The following is an 18,414-nucleotide window of genomic DNA, read 5'->3' as shown; positions in this document are numbered from 1 at the left end:
TCCGGTTCGGGATCAGGCCAGCATGCGGGCGGCGAATTCGGCATCCGCGCTGGTATCGGTGGGAATGGCGGTCGAGGTCGCGCTTTCGTTGAAATCCGCGTCGGCGCCATAGATGTCGCGGGCCACGCCCGTGGTCAGCTGCGCGGGCACCCCGTCGAACACCACGCGCCCGTCGCGCATGCCGATCACCCGGTCGCAATAGCGTCGCGCGGTGTCCAGCGTGTGCAGGTTGGCGATGACCATGCGGCCATCCTCGACGTTGATACGCTTCAGCGTGTCCATCACGATCTGGGCGTTCATCGGGTCCAGGCTGGCGATGGGTTCGTCGGCCAGGATGATGCGGGGGTCCTGCATCAGGGCGCGGGCGATGGCCACGCGCTGTTGTTGGCCGCCCGACAGGGCCTCGGCGCGCTTGGGGGCCTGTTCGGCGATGCCCAGGCGGTCCAGGATCGCCAGCGCGCGGACGATGTCGGCACGCGGCCACAGGTTCAGCACCGTCTGCAGCGTGCCACGCCGGTTCAGGATGCCGTGCAGCACGTTCGACACCACGTCCATGCGCGGCACCAGGTTGAACTGTTGAAAGATCATCGCGCATTGGCTTTGCCACTGGCGGGCGGCGGCGCCGGTCAGGGCGGCGACGTCGCGCCCCTCGACCATGATCCGGCCGCTGGTGGCGGGGGTCAGCCCGTTCATCATGCGCAGCAGCGTGGATTTCCCCGCGCCGGACCGGCCGATGATGCCGACAAAGGCCGGGCCGTCGATGCGAAAGGAAACGGTGTCGACCGCAGCCTTGCTGCCAAAGATGCGGGTTGCGTCGCGAATGTCCAGCATGGGGCCTCTCGATGTCATGGGGGCCGTCTAGCGGCGTGGCGTGACACCCATCCGACATGACGGTGACGATCGCGTGACAGGGCCGTGAGATACGGGCTTAACAGCCGATCGGTTTTCCCCTATGGGGAGGGCGTCGCCAGCCCGGCCCCGCGCCATCGCCAGCCATTGCCCCGTTCGATGGAGAAACCGATGACGCGACACCGCATGGCCGCCCTGATGCTGGGCACGGCGCTTGCCCCCCTTTCCGCCCTGTCCCAACCGATCCTGCTGGACGAGATCACGTTGACCGCCGACGGCGACGTGCCGGCCCGGATCGCGCCCAGCACCGAGCAGATCGAGGATGCCCGCATCGGCACCATCGAGGACGTGTTCCGCGCCGAACCCAGTGTCACCGTCAGCAGCGGCATCGCCATATCAGAGCGGGTCTTTGTCAACGGCATCGACGAACAGCAGCTGTCGGTCACGGTCGACGGGGCGGCCCAGAACAACCGCATGTTCCACCACACCGGCACCAACATGATCGATCCTGGCCTGCTCAAGGCCGCGCGCGTCGATCCGGGCGTGGCCCCGGCAGATGCCGGTTTCGCGGCCCTGGGCGGCAGCATCGCATACGAGACGAAATCGGCCATCGACATGCTGGAGGACGGACAGACCCGTGGCGGGCGCGTCACCGTCGGCTATGGCGACAATGACGGCACGGCGACCGGGTCGGTGACGCTGTACGGACGGCAGGGTCCGGTCGATGCGCTGATCTATGCCAAGCGCGCGACGGGCGACGCGTATGAGGACGGCAATGGCCTTACCGTACCGCGTACCGGCGCCGACCTGTCCAGCCAGGCGCTGAAACTGGGGGCGGAATTCGGCGACTGGCGGGCCGAACTGGGCGCGATCCGGTTCGAGGACGACGCGCTGCGCCCCTACCGCGCCAACTTTACCGGCACCGTCGGCGGCCGCCCGGTCCCCGAGACGCGCCGCTATACGCTGGAACAGTCGACCCAGACCCTGACCCTGCGCCGCACGGTCGCGGACGGATTGCTGGACCCGGAAATCCGCATCGCGCGCAGCCGCAATCAACTGGACACCATCGACCTGCCCACCGCCGACGCGCCCGATCCCGACTATAACAACGGCGATGCCGATACGGTCAGCATCGTGGTCCAGAACAGCATGACGGTGAACGGGGTCGAACTGACCGCCGGCGTGGACAATTACCGCACCCGCGCCACCTATGACGGCGTGTACGACGGCGAGGCATCGTCATACCGCGAGGATCGCACCACCACGGGCCTGTTCGTGCAGGCGCGCGGGACCGCGGGCGACATCGACTACAGCGCCGGGCTGCGCCATGATTTCAGCCGCTTTACCGGTGCGGGCGGACAGCAGCTGGACACCGACGGGACCAGCGCGAATGCCGACGTCACATGGCACGCGACCGATGCGCTGGCGTTGAACGCGGGGCTGTCGACGGTGTTTGGGGGCACACAGCTGGCCTCGGTCTATGAGTTCAGCGACGGTCTTTTGCCCGATGATGCCTATGACGCGCTGGACGCGACCCGGGCGCATAACGGGGTGATGGGCGTGGAATGGCGGCAGGGTGCGACCACCCTGGGCGCAGAACTGTTCCAGACCCGCATCGACGCCATCCGCAAGGGTCTGGTGTCGCGCGATCTGGAAAGCCGGGGGTTCCGCCTGTCCGCGCGCCGCGACTGGCAGGGGGGCTTTGCCGCGCTGCGCTATAGCGACACGGATGTGGAACTGGACGGACAGGCCGCGTCCAGCTTTGATCTGCGCGAACTGGGGACCGTGCCGGGTGGCATGCTGTCGCTGGAGGCGCGCCATCAGGTCATGGCAGGGGTGACCCTGGGCGGCGTGATCCAGCACGCATTCGAGGAAGACGGGCAGGGCGACGATGTCGACAGCGACTGGCCCAGCTATACGGTCGTGGATGTGTTCGCGGAATACGAACCCGCCGCGTTCCGCAACGTGACGCTGCGCGCCGAGGTCAACAACCTGTTCGACCGCGCCTATGCCGATCGTGCGACCTATGGGGCGGATTTCACGTCGGTCGTGCAGCAGCTGGAACCGGGGCGCACCGTCGCGGTGACCGCCGATCTGAGGTTCTAAGGCCCTGATGCGGTCCGGGCAACCGAGCCGCATCCCCGAATATTCCGAGGAAGTGGCGTTTTCCGTCTGGAATCCCTCGTCTTTCGCCAAGGTTGCGGTTATGTTCCCCTTCCGCCCCTGTTGGGGTCGGACGCGCAACGACAAGACCCGGACCGATGACCCAATCCCAGCCCGCCGCCCTGACCCGCATTCTGGATGCCGCCCGCCGCAAGCTGCTGGAGACGGGAACCCGCAACCGCCTGATCCACGTCAATCGCGACAATCAGCGTGCAAGCTGTCTGAACATCATCCACGAACGCAGCGACGAGGTCTGGCGCCTGCTGCGCATTCAGGGCAAGCGGATGCGCTTTCGCGCGATGGGCAGCGATACGGCCACGCCCGACGGCGTGCTGTTGTTGGCGGCGCCCGGCGCGCAGACCCTGTCCGACAGCCAGCTGGAGACCCCCCTGGGCCCCGAGGCGCTGGCCCGCCGCCTGCTGCGCCTGTCCCACGACGCCCGCACGGCGGAGGAGGAACAGGGCCTGAACGTGCTGTATCTGGCGATGGGGTTCCTGCGCTGGCGCGAGGCCCCCGGATCAGAGGTCGTGCGCGAGGCGCCGCTGATCCTGTTGCCTGTGCAGCTGGTCCGGAACGACCGCAGCTCGACCTTTGATCTGATGGCGCGCGAGGATGACCTGACGGCCAACCTGCCGTTGCAGGAACGCCTGCGCCAGGATTTCGGCATTCAGCTGCCCGAGATCGACGAAGACGACACCTGGACCCCCGGCGATTATCTGACCCTGGTTCAGGATGCCGTATCCGGCCAGCGCGACTGGCAGGTGGACCGCGACGGGATGCAGCTGGGGTTCTTTTCCTTTGCGAAACTGCTGATGCACCGCGATCTGGACCCGGCCAACTGGCCCGAAGGCGCGTTCGACGGCAACCCGCTGCTGGACGGGCTGCTGGCACAGGGGTTCGCGGGCGACACGCCGCTGTTCGGGGACCGCGACCGTCTGGACGACCGTCTGGACCCGGCGCATATCATCCAGGTGATCGACGCCGACGCGTCCCAGACCAAGGTCATCGAAGAGGTCCGCGCGGGCGCCAGTCTGGTCGTGCAGGGCCCCCCGGGCACCGGCAAGTCCCAGACCATCACCAACATTATTGCTGCCGCCGCCCATGACGGCGAGACCGTGCTGTTCGTGGCCGAAAAGATGGCCGCGCTGTCGGTCGTCCACGACCGGCTGGCCCGCGCGGGCCTGCGCGACATCTGCCTGGAGCTGCATTCGCGCAGCGCCAACAAAAAGGCGCTGGCGCAGGAGCTGGGCCGCACCCTGATGGCCGGGGCGCATGCCTTGCCCGCCACGGCCGACCCCGCGCGGCTGCGCCAGACCCGCGACATGCTGAACGCGGTCACGGCCCTGTTGCACGACCCTCTGCCGCCCGGGGACGAGGCGCCCTATGCTGCGCTGTCGCAGATCATCGGGTTCATCGGGCAGGGCGCGCGCCCGCCCGCCATCCCGCTGGACGGGCTGGAGATGCTGGACGTCGCGGCGCGCGATCAGGCGGCGCAAGCGATCGCCCGTTTCGTGGCGGCACGCGACCGGGCGGGGCCGCCCGACGCGCATCCGTTCCGGGGCGCGGGTGCGCTGGACCTGCAGCCGACCGATCTGGCGCGACTTGGTGAAGACCTGCGCACGGCGCTGGCGGCGCTGCAATCGGTCGCGGCGATGGGTCAGCCGACGCTGGATCAGGCCGACGCGCGGGCGCGGGTGCTGCGCCTGCTGGCGCGTGCACCCGACGGGGCGGCGGATCATGCGGCGATGCTGTTCACGGCCGCCCGCGATCCCCGCTTGGCTCAGGCGCTGCAGGCCGGGGCGGATTGGGCGGCGGCGCAGGAACGGGCACTGACCCGGTTCACGCCCGCCGTCGCGGATCTGGACCCCACGCCGCTGCGCGCCGGGCTGGCGCGGGGGGTAGGGTCGTTCTTTGGCCGGTTGTTCGGCCCCTATCGCGGTGCATCGGCGCAGCTGTTGGCGCTGCTGGTCCAGCCGATGCCTTCGGCGGCCGCCGATCGGTTGGCACTGGCGGACGAATTGGTGGCCCTGCGCCGCCTGCGCCGCCTGCTGGCAGAGGACGAAGGCTATCTGGCGGCGACGCTTGGGGCCGACTGGCGGGGCGAGCGCACGCCCTTTGCGCGGCTGGTGGCGGTGGCAGGCTGGCTGGCCGAATTGGGCGATGCTTTGCCGGACGGTGCGGCGGTCATGCAGGCACTGGCCGACATCCCCAACCCGGCGGGACAGGGCGACGCGCTGACGGACGCCGTGCGGGCCGCGCGGGCGGCGCTGGAACGGGTCCGCGACCGGCTGGACCTGGACACGGTCGCCGCCGGCGTTGCTGGCGATGCGCCCATCGCCGGTTGGCAGGCCGCGTTGTCGGGCATGGCCGAGGCGCCCGCCCGATATGCCGAATGGGCCGATCTAGCGCGCAATGCGCGGAGCGCCGACCGCCACGGCGCGGGCGCGGTGGTCGAGGCCGTGCGCGCCGGGCGGCTGGCCCCGCAGGAAGCCGCGATCGAGTTCGCCTATGCCTGCGCCGAGGCGCGCTGGAACGCCGCCCGGCAGGCGCGCCCGGCGCTGAACGATCTGCCGATGCTGGACCGCCACGATATGGTGGGTCTGTTCCGCCAGCTGGAGGCAGAGCGGATCGACGCCACCAAGAATCTGATCCTGTCGCGCCATTTCGACCAACTGCCCCGCGGCACGCAGGGAGAGATGGGCCTGATCCGTGGAGAGATCGCCCGCCGCCGCGCGCACAAGCCGGTACGCTGGCTGATGCGCAACGCCGGCGCGATGGTCCAGCGCATCAAGCCCGTGATGCTGATGAGCCCGATTTCCGTGGCCCAGTTCCTGCCGCCCGACGCGGTCAGATTTGATCTGCTGGTCATCGACGAGGCGTCGCAGATCCGCCCCGAGGACGCATTGGGCGTCATCGCGCGGGCGCGCCAGATCGTCGTGGTGGGCGATCAGAAACAGCTGCCGCCGACGTCGTTCTTTGACCGGCTGGTCGATGACGCGGATGATCAGGACGAGCCCGAGGACAGCCCCCAGGGCGCGAACGTGGCCGACATGGAGAGCATCCTGTCGCTTTGCGAGGCGCGGGGCCTGCGGTCGCGGATGCTGGAATGGCATTACCGGTCGCGCGACCCGTCGCTGATCCGGGTGTCGAACGCGGAATTCTATGACGACCGGCTGGTGCTGCCGCCGTCGCCTTTGCAGCTGGACCACGATTACGGGCTGAAGTTCCGCCGCGTATCCGGCGCCTATGCCGCGCGCGGCAGCGGGCAGGGGCGTGCGGGCACGAACCGGATCGAGGCCGAGGCCGTGGTTGCCGCGATGGCCGACCACGCCCGCAACTGGCCGGGCCTGTCCCTGGGCGTGGTCGCGTTTTCCAAGGCGCAGGCCGACATGCTGACCGAGGTGGCGGATGCCGCCCGCCGCCGCGACCCGGCGCTGGACGCGTTGCTGCGCGAGGGCGGGGCCGAGGACGTGTTCGTGAAGAACATCGAGAACGTGCAGGGCGACGAACGCGACGTGATCCTGATCTCGGTGGGTTATGGCCCGTCGGAACCGGACGGTCCGCTGACGCGGATGCAGTTCGGGCCTGTCAACGGCGAGGGGGGCGAACGTCGCCTGAACGTGCTGTTTTCGCGCGCGCGCATCCGGTGCGAGGTCTTTGCTTCGTTCGATCCGGGTCAGATCGACCCGTCGCGCACGACGCGTGAGGGGCCGCGCGTGTTGAAACGGTTCCTGGATTTTGCGCAGTCGGGCATCATCGAGGAACGCAGCCCCACGGGGCTGGCCCCCGATAGCCCGTTCGAGGAGGACGTGGCCCGCGTGATCCGCGATCTGGGCTATCTGGCCGATCCGCAGGTCGGCAGCGCGGGGTTCCGCATCGACCTGGGCGTGCGCCATCCCGACCGTCCGGGACAGTATCTGGCGGCGGTCGAATGCGATGGCGCGGCCTATCATGGCGCATTGTGGGCCCGCGAACGCGACCGCCTGCGCCAGGATATTCTGGAGAATTTGGGCTGGCGGTTCCACCGCATCTGGAGCACGGACTGGTTCCACCGCCGCGAGGCCGAGATCGCGCGTCTGCGCGCTGCATTGTCCGATGCCCGCGACGCGGCGCGGGACGGCATCCGGCCACGCGGGGCGAACCACGCCGCACGCCCGGTCAAGCAGATTGAACCCGAACCGGCCCTGGAACTGGCGCAGCCGTCGCTGTCCGCGCCGCCCTATCGCCGCGCGGTCCTGCAGGCCCCGCCGGAGGGAGAGCCCCATGACCAGCCGGACGCCGTTCTGGCCGACCTGGCCGCCACCGTCATCCGCACCGAAGGCCCGGTCCATGCCGATGAGGTCGCCCGCCGCATCGCCGCGGCATTCGGCAAGACCCGCACCGGCAGCCGGATCGGAGAGGCCGTGGCCCGCGCCACCGCGCTGGCGCTGCGCCGCGACGCCGACCTGATGCGACAGGGTGATTTCCTGATGACGCAGGCGCAGGCCGACAGCCCGCCCATCCGCGACCGCAGCGACCAGAGCGGCAGCCTGCTCAAGGCCGCCTGCCTGCCTCCGCAGGAAATCGCCGCCGCCGCACGCATGATCCGCACCGAAAACGGCGGCATGACACCCGACCAGCTGACCCGCGCGGTGGCCCGCCTGCTGGGGTTCCAGCGCGTCGGGCCAGAGCTGTCCGAGGCGATCTCGGCCGTGCTGCTGGGGATGGCTGCCGCCTGACGGGGGCGCAGACGGCTGTTTCGCGTCGGGCGGAATGGGATTATGGCTGCGGCACAGGGCAAAGGAGCCGGAACGATGCGCGTGGACCTGATCATCTTCGACTGCGACGGCGTCATCGCCGACAGCGAGGTGCTGTCCGCGCAGGTTCTGATCGACCAGCTGGCACGGTTGGACATCGTCGTGACCCCCGACGACGTGCGCCGCGATTTCCTGGGACGCAGCTTTCCCACGGTCGCGGCGTCGATCCGCGACCGCTTTGCCGTGGCCCTGCCCGACGATTTCGAGGCGACCTATCGCGCCCGCCTGCTGGCGCGGTTCGATGCCGATCTGCGGGCGACGCCGGGCTTTGCCGCGATGCTGGCGCGGATCGATGTGGCGGTCTGTATCGCGACCTCGTCCAGCCCGCCGCGGGTGGCGCGCACGCTGGCGGTGCTGGACCTGGCGGATCGGTTTGGCGCGAACGTGTTCACGGCCAGCCAGGTGGCGCGCGGCAAGCCCGCCCCCGACCTGTTCCTGTTCGCCGCCGCCCGGATGGGCGTCGATCCCGCCCATGCGCTGGTCATCGAGGACAGCCAGCCCGGCCTGCAGGCCGCCCGCGCGGCAGGGATGCGGGTGCTGCAGTATCGCGGCGGGGCGCACCTGGTGGACCAGCCCGCCGCGGACGAGGGGTTCGACTGCTGGTCGCAGTTCCCCGACCTGCTGGCGCAGATGCAGGTGCGGGCATGACCCAGAACCACTTCACCCCCGAAACGACCCGCCTGGACGACGCCGCGCGCGCGGGCTGGCTGTACTATGTCGCCGGCAACACCCAGGACGAGATCGCGCGCAAGCTGGGCGTCAGTCGCCAGACCGCGCAACGGCTGGTGGCGATGGCGCTGGCCGAACGGCTGGTCAAGGTCCGGCTGGACCATCCGATCGGGCGCTGCATGGATCTGGCCCGCGCGCTGCAGGACCGGTACGGCCTGCTGATGGCCGAGGTCGCGCCATCGGACCCCGAGGCGCCGGACCTGTTGGCGGGCATCGCCATTGCTGCCGCGGCCCATCTGGAACGCGTGCTGAAATCGCCTGAACGGCGGATCGTCAGCCTGGGCACCGGGCGCAACCTGCGCGCGGTGGTGGAACAGTTGCCCCGCATGACCTGTCCCCAGCATGTCGTGGTGTCCCGCCTTGGCAACATGATGGAGGACGGTTCGGCCACCCCCTACAACGCCACGATCCGACTGGCGGAACGCATCGGCGCGCCGCATTTCCCCTATCCGCTGCCGGTTCTGGCGCGCGACCCCGGCGAACTGGCCGCGATGCAGAGCCAGCAGGCCGCCCGCAACACGATGGATCTGTGCGCGCGGGCCGACCTGTCGCTGGTGGGGATCGGCCAGATGGACATGACGGCACCGCTGCATGTCGACGGCTTTCTGTCCGCGACCGAGATGGAGCAGCTGGCCCGCGCCGGTGCCGTCGGAGAGATCACCAGCTGGGTCTATGACGCCGGGGGGCAGGTGATGGACTGTGAGTTCAACCGCCGTGTCGCATCCGCGCCGCTGCCTGCGGGCAGCGATCGGTCCGTGGTTGCGGTCGCATCGGGCCAGACCAAGCTGCAGGCGATCCGGGCGGCTATGGTCGGCGGGTTGATCAACGGTCTGGTGACCTCCGAGGCGACCGCGGAGCGCCTTCTGGCGTAAGATCTGTCGCATCGTCAAGGATTTAGGCCTTCGCTGCAGTGCGGCGGGGAATGTGCGTTGACAGATTCATCAAATATGGCGAAGATATGCCCATCGGACGGGCAAATGCCCAACCGCCAAGGGAGGACTATATGACCACGACATTCCGCGCCCTTTTGGGCGCAACCGCCCTGTGCGCCGTCGGCACCATGGCCGCCGCACAGGACAACGTGACCCTGACGATCGCGACCGTGAACAACGGCGACATGATCCGCATGCAGCAGATGACCGCGCCGTTCACCGAAGCGAACCCGAACATCCAGCTGGAATGGGTCACGCTGGAAGAGAACATCCTGCGCGAGCGTGTCACCACCGACATCGCCACCAACGGCGGCCAGTACGACGTGCTGACCATCGGCACCTACGAGGTTCCGATCTGGGCGGCACAGGACTGGCTGACGCCGATGAACGACCTTCCCGAAAGCTATGACGTGGACGATCTGGTCCCCGCCGTGCGCGAGGCCCTGTCGGTCGACGATACGCTGTACGCCGCGCCGTTCTATGCCGAATCGGCGATGGTGATGTACCGCACCGACCTGGCCGAGGCCGCAGGCGTGACGATTTCCGACAACCCGACCTGGACCGAGATCACCGCCGCAGCCGAGGCGATGACCGACAAGGACAACGAGGTCTATGGCATGTGCCTGCGCGGCAAGCCGGGCTGGGGCGAGAACATGGCATTCCTGACCGCCATGGCAAACAGCTATGGCGCGCGCTGGTTTGACACCGAGTGGACCCCCCAGTTCGACAGCCCCGAATGGCAGGCGACGCTGACCGATTATCTGACGCTGATGAACGAATACGGGCCTCCGGGCGCGTCGTCGAACGGCTTCAACGAGAACCTGTCGCTGTTCCAGCAGGGCAAGTGCGGCATGTGGATCGACGCGACCGTCGCCGCCAGCTTTGTGACCGACCCCGAGGATTCGACCGTGGCCGACAGCGTCGGTTTCGCCCAGTTCCCGAACAAGGACGGTGTCGACAACCACGGCAACTGGCTGTGGGCGTGGAACCTGGCCATCCCGGCCTCCAGCCAGAAGCAGGAAGCGGCCAAGACGTTCGTGGCCTGGGCCACCAGCAAGGAATACACCACCATGGTCGCCGAGACCGAGGGCTGGCGCGCCGCACCTCCGGGCACGCGGACCTCGCTGTACGAGAACCCCGATTACCAGGCCGAGGCGCCGTTCGCGGCGATGACGCTGGAATCGATCAAGGCCGCCGACACGCAGAAATCGTCGGTCCAGGACATTCCGTATACCGGCGGCCAGTTCGTCGCGATCCCGGAATTCCAGGGCATCGGCACGGCGGTCGGTCAGACCTTCTCGGCGGCGCTGGCGGGCCAGATGTCCGCAGAGGATGCGCTGGCGGCTGCACAGGCCACGACCAACCGTGAGATGGCCCGCGCGGGTTATCCCAAGTAAGCCGTTCCGCGCCGCCCCCCGGTGGGGCGGCGCACCCCCCATTTCCCCCGAAGGACGCAAGCCATGGCCACTCGCCAGACCGCAAGTCTTGCGCGCCTGATGCGCGCACCTGCCATCATCCTGCTGCTGATCTGGATGATCGTCCCGTTGGGGATGACGCTGTATTATTCGTTCCTGAACTATAACCTGCTGAACCCCGCATCGATCACCTGGGCGGGCTGGTTCAACTATTCGTACTTCTATACCGACCCGGCCTTTCTGGATGCGGTCTGGAACACGCTGGCGCTGGTGCTGGGCGTGCTGGCGATCACGGTCGTCGGCGGCATCGCCATCGCCCTGCTGATCGACAAGCCGATCTGGGGTCAGGGGGTCGTGCGGATCCTGATCATCTCTCCGTTCTTCGTGATGCCGCCGGTGGCGGCGCTGATCTGGAAGAACATGATCATGCACCCGTCATACGGGGTGTTCGCCGACATCTCGCGGGCCCTGGGCCTGCAGCCGGTGGACTGGTTCGCGCAATATCCGCTGACCTCGATCATCATCATCGTGGCGTGGCAATGGCTGCCCTTTGCCACGCTGATCCTGCTGACCGCCCTGCAATCGCTGGACGGCGAACAGATGGAGGCCGCCGAGATGGACGGCGCGGGGCCCGTCAGCCGCTTCATCCACCTGACCCTGCCGCACATGGCGCGCGCGATCACGGTGGTGGTGCTGATCCAGACCATCTTCCTGCTGGGCATCTATGCGGAAATCCTGGTGACCACCAATGGCGGTCCGGGCAATGCCAGCACGAACCTGACCTATCTGATCTATCGCGCGGCCCGTCTGAACTTTGACATCGGCGGTGCGGCCGCCGGGGGCATCATCGCGGTCGTCCTGGCCAATATCGTCGCGTTCTTTCTGATGCGCGCCGTCGGCAAGAACCTGGATTGAGGAGCACCCCATGGCACGCGCAGTGAACACCCGCACCAAGGTCGGCTATACCATCGCCGCCTGGATCGTCGCCTTGGTGATCTTCTTTCCGATCCTCTACACGATCATCACCAGCCTCAAGACGGAACAGGAGGCGATCTCGGGGTTCAACCTGATCCCGTCCTTCACGCTGTCCAGTTTCGAGGCGGTGCAGACCCAGAACAACTATTGGAAGCCGTTCACCAACTCGGTCATCCTGGCGGTGGGGTCCACGATCCTGGCGCTGATCGTGGCGATCCCGGCGGCCTGGGCGATGGCATTCTCGCCCACCAAGCACACCAAGGACATCCTGATGTGGATGCTGTCCACCAAGATGATGCCCGCCGTCGCGGTGCTGGTGCCGATCTATCTGATCTTTCTGCGCACCGGGCTGATGGACACGCGGATCGGCCTGACGGTCATGCTGATGCTGATCAACCTGCCGATCGTGGTCTGGATGCTGTACACCTATTTCCGCGAAATTCCGGGCGAAATCTTGGAGGCCGCGCGCATGGACGGCGCCGGTCTGCGCGACGAGATCCTGTACGTGCTGACACCGATGGCCATTCCCGGCATCGCGTCCACCATGCTGCTGAACGTGATCCTGGCGTGGAACGAGGCGTTCTGGACCATCCAGCTGACCACCACCAACGCGGCACCCCTGTCGGCCTTCATCGCCAGCTTCTCCAGCCCGCAGGGCCTGTTCTGGGCGAAACTGTCGGCGGCCTCCGTCATGGCAATCGCGCCGATCCTGATCATGGGCTGGTTCAGCCAGAAACAACTTGTCCGCGGCCTGACCTTCGGCGCGGTTAAATAAGGGGATTATCATGGGACGCATCACCCTTGAAAACGTGACCAAGCGCTTTGGCGATGTCGAAGTCATCCCGCCGCTGAATCTGGATATCAACGACGGCGAATTCGTCGTGTTCGTCGGCCCCTCGGGCTGCGGAAAATCGACCCTTCTGCGCCTGATCGCGGGGCTGGAGGATACGACCGCAGGGCGCATCCTGATCGACGACAAGGACGCCACCCAGACCTCGCCCGCGCATCGCGGGCTGGCGATGGTGTTCCAGAGCTATGCGCTGTACCCGCACATGACGGTGCGCAAGAACATCGCCTTTCCGATGCGCATGGCAAGCGTCCCGCAGGACGAACAGGACCGCCGCATCACGGCGGCCGCCAAGGCGCTGAACCTGACCGACTATCTGGACCGCAAGCCGGGCCAGCTGTCGGGCGGCCAGCGCCAGCGGGTTGCCATCGGCCGCGCCATCGTGCGCGAACCCGCGGCCTTCCTGTTCGACGAGCCGCTGTCGAACCTGGACGCCGCCCTGCGCGTCGGCATGCGCCTGGAGATCAGCGAACTGCACAACAGGCTGAAAACCACGATGATCTATGTCACCCACGATCAGGTCGAGGCGATGACCATGGCCGACAAGATCGTCGTGCTGCGCGCCGGCCATATCGAACAGGTCGGCAGCCCGATGGAGCTGTACCGCGCACCGAAAAACCTGTTCGTCGCGGGCTTCATCGGCAGCCCCAAGATGAACCTGCTGGAGGGTGCGGCGGCTGCGGAATACGGCGCCCACACCATCGGCATCCGGCCCGAGCATATCGCCGTGTCGCCCGATCAGGGCAAATGGCGCGGCCGCGTCGGCGTCAGCGAGCACCTGGGGTCCGACACGTTCTTCTATGTCGAGGATACGGGCCTGGCCGAAACGATCACCGTGCGCGCGGGCGGCGATATCGACCTGCACCACGGCGACACGGTCTACCTGACCCCCGACGACGCCCAGATGCACCGCTTCACCCCCGCGGGCGACCGGGTGGCATGATGCAATGGGCACTGCCTGCCCTGACCGTCGGGGCCGCGCGCGGCGCTGACGGTCGGGGGCGGCGGCCCCTGGACCTGCCACGTCGGGCCAGCGCATGCGGCCATGGACCATTCGCGTCCTGTCGCATCGCGGGTCCGGCGAACAACGGGGGCATGGCGGCGTTCGCCGCGACGATCATGGCTCCGACCCACGATGTCGGCTGTCGCAGCCACCACGGCTGACCGCCGCATCCTGTGCAATTCCCGGCCCCCCGCGCGCATCAACCGCAGCGGATAAGGGGCGCTTTGACGAAAGGTCCGATCATGGCCACTCAACTGACTCAATCCGCGCTGGCCGGGCTGCCCGACACGGTGGCACGCCCCGCCTATGACCGCACGCAGCTGACCCCCGGCATCCTGCATGTGGGCGTCGGCAACTTTCACCGCGCGCATATGGCGTGGTACCTGGACCGGCTGTTCGCCCAGGGGCGCGATCATGACTGGGCCCTGCGGGGCGCGGGCGTGCGTCCGGGTGACGCCGCCATGCGCGACCGGCTGGCCGCACAGGACTGGCTGACCACGCTGGTCGAACTGGACCCCGCGGGCCTGTCGGCCCAGGTGCTTGGTTCGATGGTTGATTTCGTCCAGGTCGACCCCGGCGCGACCATCGCCGCCATGGCCGACCCGACGATCCGCATCGTGTCGCTGACCATCACCGAGGGTGGTTACTTCGTCGATGCCAAGACCGACGGGTTCGACGCGGCCCACCCGGACATGGTCCATGACGCGGCCCACCCGGATGCGCCGCGCACCGTGTTCGGCATGATCCTGGCGGCGCTGCGGGCGCGGCGTGATGCGGGGCATGCGCCCTTCACGGTGATGTCCTGTGACAACCTGCCGGAAAACGGCCATGTCTGCGCGCGCACGCTGATCGGTCTGGCGCGCCTGTCGGACCCGGCGCTGGCCGATTGGATCCGCGCAGACGTGGCCTTTCCGAACAGCATGGTCGATTGCATCACGCCGGCGACCAGCGACCGCGAACGCGCCCTGGTCCGCGATCGCTTCGGCATCGAGGATGCCGCGCCCGTCGTCTGCGAACCGTTCCGGCAATGGGTGCTGGAGGACAATTTCCCTCAAGGCCGCCCCGCGCTGGAGGAGGCCGGTGCCGAATTCGTGGCCGATGTCAGCCGACACGAGCTGATGAAGCTGCGCATCCTGAACGGCGGCCACGCGGCCATCGCCTATGCCTCGGCTTTGCTGGGGCACCATTTCGTGCATGACGCGATGGCGGACAAGGATGTCGAAGCCTGGCTGCGCGCGTTGGAGGCGAACGAGATCGTTCCGACGCTGCAACCCATCGCGGGCGTCAATTATGACGACTATCTGGCGCTGATCATCAGCCGCTTTTCCAACCCCGGGATCGGCGACACCATTCCGCGCCTGTGCCTGGACGGATCGAACCGGCAGCCGAAATTCATCCTGCCGACCCTGCGCGACCGGTTGGCCGCGGGTGGGTCCGTCGACGGGCTGGCGCTGGAGCTGGCACTGTGGTGCCGCTATTGCGAAGGCACGACCGAGGCGGGCGACCCCATCGCACCCAACGACGACGCCCACGCATCCCTGCGCCTGCATGCGCTGGCCGCGCAGGACGATCCGCAGGCGTTCCTGACCCAGCACGCAATATTCGGCGATCTGGCTGCGTCGGCCCCATTGGTTGCGGCCTTTGGCAACGCGCTGACTGCGCTGCGCCGGGACGGGGTGCGCGCAACACTGGTTGCCTATGCGTCGGGCGTGTCCGACAGCTGAAAACTGAGGGCGGCGGCGTTCAGGCGCCCGCCGCCCCCAACGATCGATCGGGTCAGTCATGTCAGTGGTTCGGCCCGATGTCCGGCCCGCATCCCAGAACCATCGCGTCGTCGCCGTGCACCGCATTACCCCAAAGCGGGCTGAACGGATGAGATGCTGAGCAACGTCCGGGTGCTGCGTCTTATCGGTGCCACGCGACGGACAGGTTTGCGCGCGATACATGGGTTGCACGGCATTCCTGGACGACATGGCCGAACGCCCCGATAAACCGGTTCATGGTTCAGGCCATGATGCCATCGGGCCACCACATCACCGATTTTGCGTGGGGTGTCGCGATGAGTGCATTCTGGCACACTCGAATATCCTCATTTCGCGCAGTAACCTGTCTGCACAGGAAGCAGGCCGTCGGAACGTCCAGCAGGATCGACGCGACACGCCCTGGCCGGTCATTCCGGTCGCTCTCTAGCCAAGAGATGATGATGTCATCAGCCCGTGGAAAGCCCCGTTCACTGCCATACGCGCGCCTTGCTGATCCTGCGTCATACGCGCTGCCACAGGTCGTTCGGACATCCCGGCTGCTCCTTCGCCCGACAGCCGTCGATGACGCCGCAGCGCTGGCCGAGGCAAGGAGCGAAAGCTATGCAGAGCTGTTCCCGTGGTTTCACCCGGTGATGGGGACGCCTGACCAGGAAAACGACGCGCAATGGCAATCGGAACGTCTGGCACAATCCGCAGAGGCTGCTCGACGACGCGAGCGATTGTCCTATTTTGCGTGGGCATGGGGCGCCTGTGTCGGAGCCGTCGATCTTGTCCCACTGTGGCGACGGGGCCAGTTCCGGCTGTCCTATTGGGTGCGATCTTCTGCTGCTGGACAGGGGTATGGAGCTGAGGCGGTCAATGCGATGATACGGACTGCGTTTGAGGTGTTGGATGCACGCCTGGTGACGACGGGCCACGCAGCGCCCAACGCGGCAAGCGCCCGTTTGGCGCAGAAGCTGGGGTTCAGACAGATTGCGCAACAACCGCTTGGCTGCGAGCTGCCTTACGGCCTGCTCGTTGACGGCATCGCCTGTGCGATCGAGGACATTGCCCTGTTGCCACCGCTGAACGTTTCATGGGGCTGATCCGGCACCCCTGAAGACGCAAACGCCACAAGACTATCGCTGCGTATGATGCCGTTCAAACACTGCTGGTGTCGTGGAGTTGAGGTCAGGCTGGCATGGCGCGTGCCTCGCATCCCATTGGGCTACCGAAGCCCGGTTTCGGATGGCGCCGCTGCGGGTTCCTGATGCGCTCGATGCTGTCGCAGACACCCGCGCGGGTCCGGGTGCGATGCGCGGTGCGTTCCGTCTGCAGCGGTAAAAGAAAACATCGCCGACCTCGCCATGCTCTTTCTGGCCAGGGACACGCCGCGATCTGCCTTCAGGGACCACCCTGCCGCGCGGCGGGAAGACCGGTCAGAACGACCGTGACATGCAGCCAGATCTTGGCGGTTTGGATGTCCGTGAAATCGGCCAGCCATTCCTGATCCGGCCGCTCTGCCGGGACGTCCCGATTGACTTGAACCAATGGCGCCGCGATGGGCAACTGTTCACCGGTCCGATATCTGCGATGATCGCGCGGTGACCATTGTCCCTGCGCATCAGACCGTGCCCGGAAAGGCGTCTCAGCGCACAGCTCAACGGTTCGGTGCAGGCCTGTTCTTGGTCCGGGACATCCCGGCGTATGCCGCAGGTCCGAGTGCCGCCCCGGACGCAAGTCAGGGGCACCGCGACCCGCGTGGCGTCATGGCCCTCGGGGATGCTGGTCGGACGGCGCTGCCAGGCGGCAGTCAGGGCGCGGAACCTCCAGCGCTTCGCAGAGCCGACTGTCCGGCGGGACATGATTTCGACGCGGACATGCCTTTTTCAACGCCGCTTGTCGCACCTGCCTGTCTTCGTGCGGGACGTCCGGTCGGGGATGCAGGCGCTTATCCCCTGATCCTTCGCCACTTGGTGCAGCCAGTCGGCGTCATGTCTTTTGTCAGCCAGAAGCCACTCCGCCTTTGGCAGGATGCCCAATAGTGATGCTGCGCAGGTATCATCGCTGATCTGCCCTGCCGACATAAAGAACCGGATGGGCCGACCCTTCTCATCGGTGACGTGCAGCGTTGTTTTCAAGCCGTCTTTACTTTTGGCCAATCTGTCGACCGCGGCCTTTTTTTTGCGCGCAGGCTGCAAGCCGTGCAGTGCGCCTTCAGACAGGTCATCGATCAAGGTCTGCTTTGGATCGGTGCCCTCCGAGGTCAGGTCAACCATGATCCGGACAAAGACGCCTGTATCGCGCGACCGCGTCCAGCGATTGCGACTGGTCTTCGTTGGACCGTACTCCCGTTCGGGCACTCTCTTGAACCAACGGCAGTCATGCCCTTACCACTGACAATCCCGCATCGCGGCAGAGAAAAGGGTAATTTCCCTTGGTTGAAAGCCACCATGGAAGGAGCAGTTTGAGACCGCCCGGCGCATGCTGGCAAGGTCATATTCCGAACCCTGATGACCCATCGGCGGGTGGCGTGGCGGATGTCTGAGAGGATGCCACTGACCAAGCAAAGGTCGGATTGATGCGGGCGGAGGCGACAGCCCACGACCGCCTTGACCTGATCACCCCTAACAGATCAGACGCATCTGAATAGCGCAGGCCTTGCCAGCTGGCCGCAACATGGCAGCAATGCCTTGTGGAAATACGGTATCGACTGGTGCACCCGAAGGGACCGCGCTTATCGCTTAATTACAAGCCACTAGGTTCAGGACTCGCTCTTGATCACAGCCAGAACAGAACGGTTGCGGGCAACGCGATTGCGGAGAGGTAGGTCTCTGGGCACCTGTCGTAACGTGTGGCGACACGTCTCCAGTCCTTCAGACGACCGAACATGATCTCGATGCGATTGCGCCTTTTGTAGCGGCGCTTGTCGTATTTCCCGGTTTTCTTGCGGGACTTCCGGC

General features: G+C 66.8%; 14 protein-coding genes and 1 pseudogene. 11 read left to right on the top strand and 4 right to left on the bottom strand.

What is annotated here, in order from left to right; all coding sequences use genetic code 11:
* Positions 1-12: 12 nt before the first annotated feature.
* Complete coding sequence (gene phnC / locus ACJJVR_RS00630; protein WP_405401390.1) at positions 13-831, bottom strand: phosphonate ABC transporter ATP-binding protein; 819 nt, start codon at positions 829-831, stop codon at positions 13-15.
* 189 nt (positions 832-1,020) lie between these two features.
* On the opposite strand from phnC, the gene ACJJVR_RS00625 reads away from it, so the two are divergent.
* The 11 genes from ACJJVR_RS00625 (at position 1,021) to ACJJVR_RS00575 (ending at position 16,557) form a co-directional block, all read left to right on the top strand.
* Positions 1,021-2,955 carry a TonB-dependent receptor plug domain-containing protein gene (locus ACJJVR_RS00625; protein ID WP_405401388.1) on the top strand — a complete coding sequence of 645 codons (1,935 nt, stop codon included), beginning with the start codon at positions 1,021-1,023 and terminating at the stop codon, positions 2,953-2,955.
* Positions 2,956-3,110: 155 nt separating this feature from the next.
* A complete protein-coding gene (locus tag ACJJVR_RS00620) occupies positions 3,111-7,730 on the top strand; it encodes a DUF3320 domain-containing protein (RefSeq protein ID WP_405401386.1) in 4,620 nt (1,539 codons plus the stop codon).
* A 75-nt stretch (positions 7,731-7,805) separates the two neighbouring features.
* Positions 7,806-8,456, top strand: a complete 651-nt coding sequence (locus tag ACJJVR_RS00615) for an HAD family hydrolase (RefSeq protein WP_405401385.1) — start codon at positions 7,806-7,808, stop codon at positions 8,454-8,456.
* Entirely contained in the window at positions 8,453-9,409 is a 957-nt protein-coding gene (locus ACJJVR_RS00610) for a sugar-binding transcriptional regulator (RefSeq protein ID WP_405401383.1), read from the top strand. Before ACJJVR_RS00615 ends, ACJJVR_RS00610 begins: the two co-directional genes overlap by 4 nt.
* A gap of 131 nt (positions 9,410-9,540) precedes the next feature.
* A complete protein-coding gene (locus ACJJVR_RS00605) occupies positions 9,541-10,866 on the top strand; it encodes an ABC transporter substrate-binding protein (protein WP_405401381.1) in 1,326 nt (441 codons plus the stop codon).
* 63 nt (positions 10,867-10,929) lie between these two features.
* The gene (locus ACJJVR_RS00600; protein ID WP_405401380.1) at positions 10,930-11,799 is read left to right on the top strand and encodes a carbohydrate ABC transporter permease; all 870 of its coding nucleotides are present in this window, start codon (positions 10,930-10,932) and stop codon (positions 11,797-11,799) included.
* A gap of 10 nt (positions 11,800-11,809) precedes the next feature.
* The gene (locus ACJJVR_RS00595; RefSeq protein WP_405401378.1) at positions 11,810-12,634 is read left to right on the top strand and encodes a carbohydrate ABC transporter permease; all 825 of its coding nucleotides are present in this window, start codon (positions 11,810-11,812) and stop codon (positions 12,632-12,634) included.
* A gap of 10 nt (positions 12,635-12,644) precedes the next feature.
* The gene (locus ACJJVR_RS00590; RefSeq protein WP_405401376.1) at positions 12,645-13,649 is read left to right on the top strand and encodes an ABC transporter ATP-binding protein; all 1,005 of its coding nucleotides are present in this window, start codon (positions 12,645-12,647) and stop codon (positions 13,647-13,649) included.
* Positions 13,646-13,870 carry a hypothetical protein gene (locus ACJJVR_RS00585; RefSeq protein WP_405401375.1) on the top strand — a complete coding sequence of 75 codons (225 nt, stop codon included), beginning with the start codon at positions 13,646-13,648 and terminating at the stop codon, positions 13,868-13,870. Before ACJJVR_RS00590 ends, ACJJVR_RS00585 begins: the two co-directional genes overlap by 4 nt.
* A gap of 81 nt (positions 13,871-13,951) precedes the next feature.
* Positions 13,952-15,433, top strand: a complete 1,482-nt coding sequence (locus ACJJVR_RS00580; RefSeq protein ID WP_405401374.1) for a mannitol dehydrogenase family protein — start codon at positions 13,952-13,954, stop codon at positions 15,431-15,433.
* A gap of 473 nt (positions 15,434-15,906) precedes the next feature.
* Positions 15,907-16,557: a GNAT family N-acetyltransferase gene (locus ACJJVR_RS00575; RefSeq protein ID WP_405401371.1), complete on the top strand. Its 651-nt coding sequence runs from the start codon at positions 15,907-15,909 to the stop codon at positions 16,555-16,557.
* 298 nt (positions 16,558-16,855) lie between these two features.
* Here the strand turns inward: ACJJVR_RS00575 and ACJJVR_RS00570 are convergent, their stop codons facing one another.
* From ACJJVR_RS00570 to ACJJVR_RS00560, 3 genes and pseudogenes are all read right to left on the bottom strand, one after another.
* Entirely contained in the window at positions 16,856-17,002 is a 147-nt protein-coding gene (locus tag ACJJVR_RS00570; RefSeq protein WP_405401623.1) for a hypothetical protein, read from the bottom strand.
* A gap of 275 nt (positions 17,003-17,277) precedes the next feature.
* Positions 17,278-17,805 (bottom strand): annotated as a pseudogene (locus ACJJVR_RS00565) (transposase); the annotation flags it as partial.
* A 427-nt stretch (positions 17,806-18,232) separates the two neighbouring features.
* A partial coding sequence (locus ACJJVR_RS00560; RefSeq protein ID WP_405401368.1) for a transposase occupies positions 18,233-18,414 on the bottom strand: 182 nt, incomplete at its 5' end.

The organism is Paracoccus sp. Ld10 (assembly GCF_045064235.1).
Classification (GTDB): domain Bacteria; phylum Pseudomonadota; class Alphaproteobacteria; order Rhodobacterales; family Rhodobacteraceae; genus Paracoccus.
The sequence above is the reverse complement of the archived record's forward strand: the minus strand, read 5'-3'. Positions and strand labels throughout refer to the sequence as shown.

Excerpts from the sequence above, each read along its gene's own strand:
- ACJJVR_RS00590 (WP_405401376.1), top strand. The coding sequence starts at position 12,645 with ATGGGACGCATCACCCTTGAAAACGTGACCAAGCGCTTTGGCGATGTC.
- phnC (WP_405401390.1), bottom strand. The coding sequence starts at position 831 with ATGCTGGACATTCGCGACGCAACCCGCATCTTTGGCAGCAAGGCTGCG.
- ACJJVR_RS00580 (WP_405401374.1), top strand. The coding sequence starts at position 13,952 with ATGGCCACTCAACTGACTCAATCCGCGCTGGCCGGGCTGCCCGACACG.
- ACJJVR_RS00610 (WP_405401383.1), top strand. The coding sequence starts at position 8,453 with ATGACCCAGAACCACTTCACCCCCGAAACGACCCGCCTGGACGACGCC.
- ACJJVR_RS00600 (WP_405401380.1), top strand. The coding sequence starts at position 10,930 with ATGGCCACTCGCCAGACCGCAAGTCTTGCGCGCCTGATGCGCGCACCT.
- ACJJVR_RS00605 (WP_405401381.1), top strand. The coding sequence starts at position 9,541 with ATGACCACGACATTCCGCGCCCTTTTGGGCGCAACCGCCCTGTGCGCC.
- ACJJVR_RS00585 (WP_405401375.1), top strand. The coding sequence starts at position 13,646 with ATGATGCAATGGGCACTGCCTGCCCTGACCGTCGGGGCCGCGCGCGGC.
- ACJJVR_RS00575 (WP_405401371.1), top strand. The coding sequence starts at position 15,907 with ATGATGATGTCATCAGCCCGTGGAAAGCCCCGTTCACTGCCATACGCG.
- ACJJVR_RS00625 (WP_405401388.1), top strand. The coding sequence starts at position 1,021 with ATGACGCGACACCGCATGGCCGCCCTGATGCTGGGCACGGCGCTTGCC.
- ACJJVR_RS00615 (WP_405401385.1), top strand. The coding sequence starts at position 7,806 with ATGCGCGTGGACCTGATCATCTTCGACTGCGACGGCGTCATCGCCGAC.
- ACJJVR_RS00620 (WP_405401386.1), top strand. The coding sequence starts at position 3,111 with ATGACCCAATCCCAGCCCGCCGCCCTGACCCGCATTCTGGATGCCGCC.
- ACJJVR_RS00595 (WP_405401378.1), top strand. The coding sequence starts at position 11,810 with ATGGCACGCGCAGTGAACACCCGCACCAAGGTCGGCTATACCATCGCC.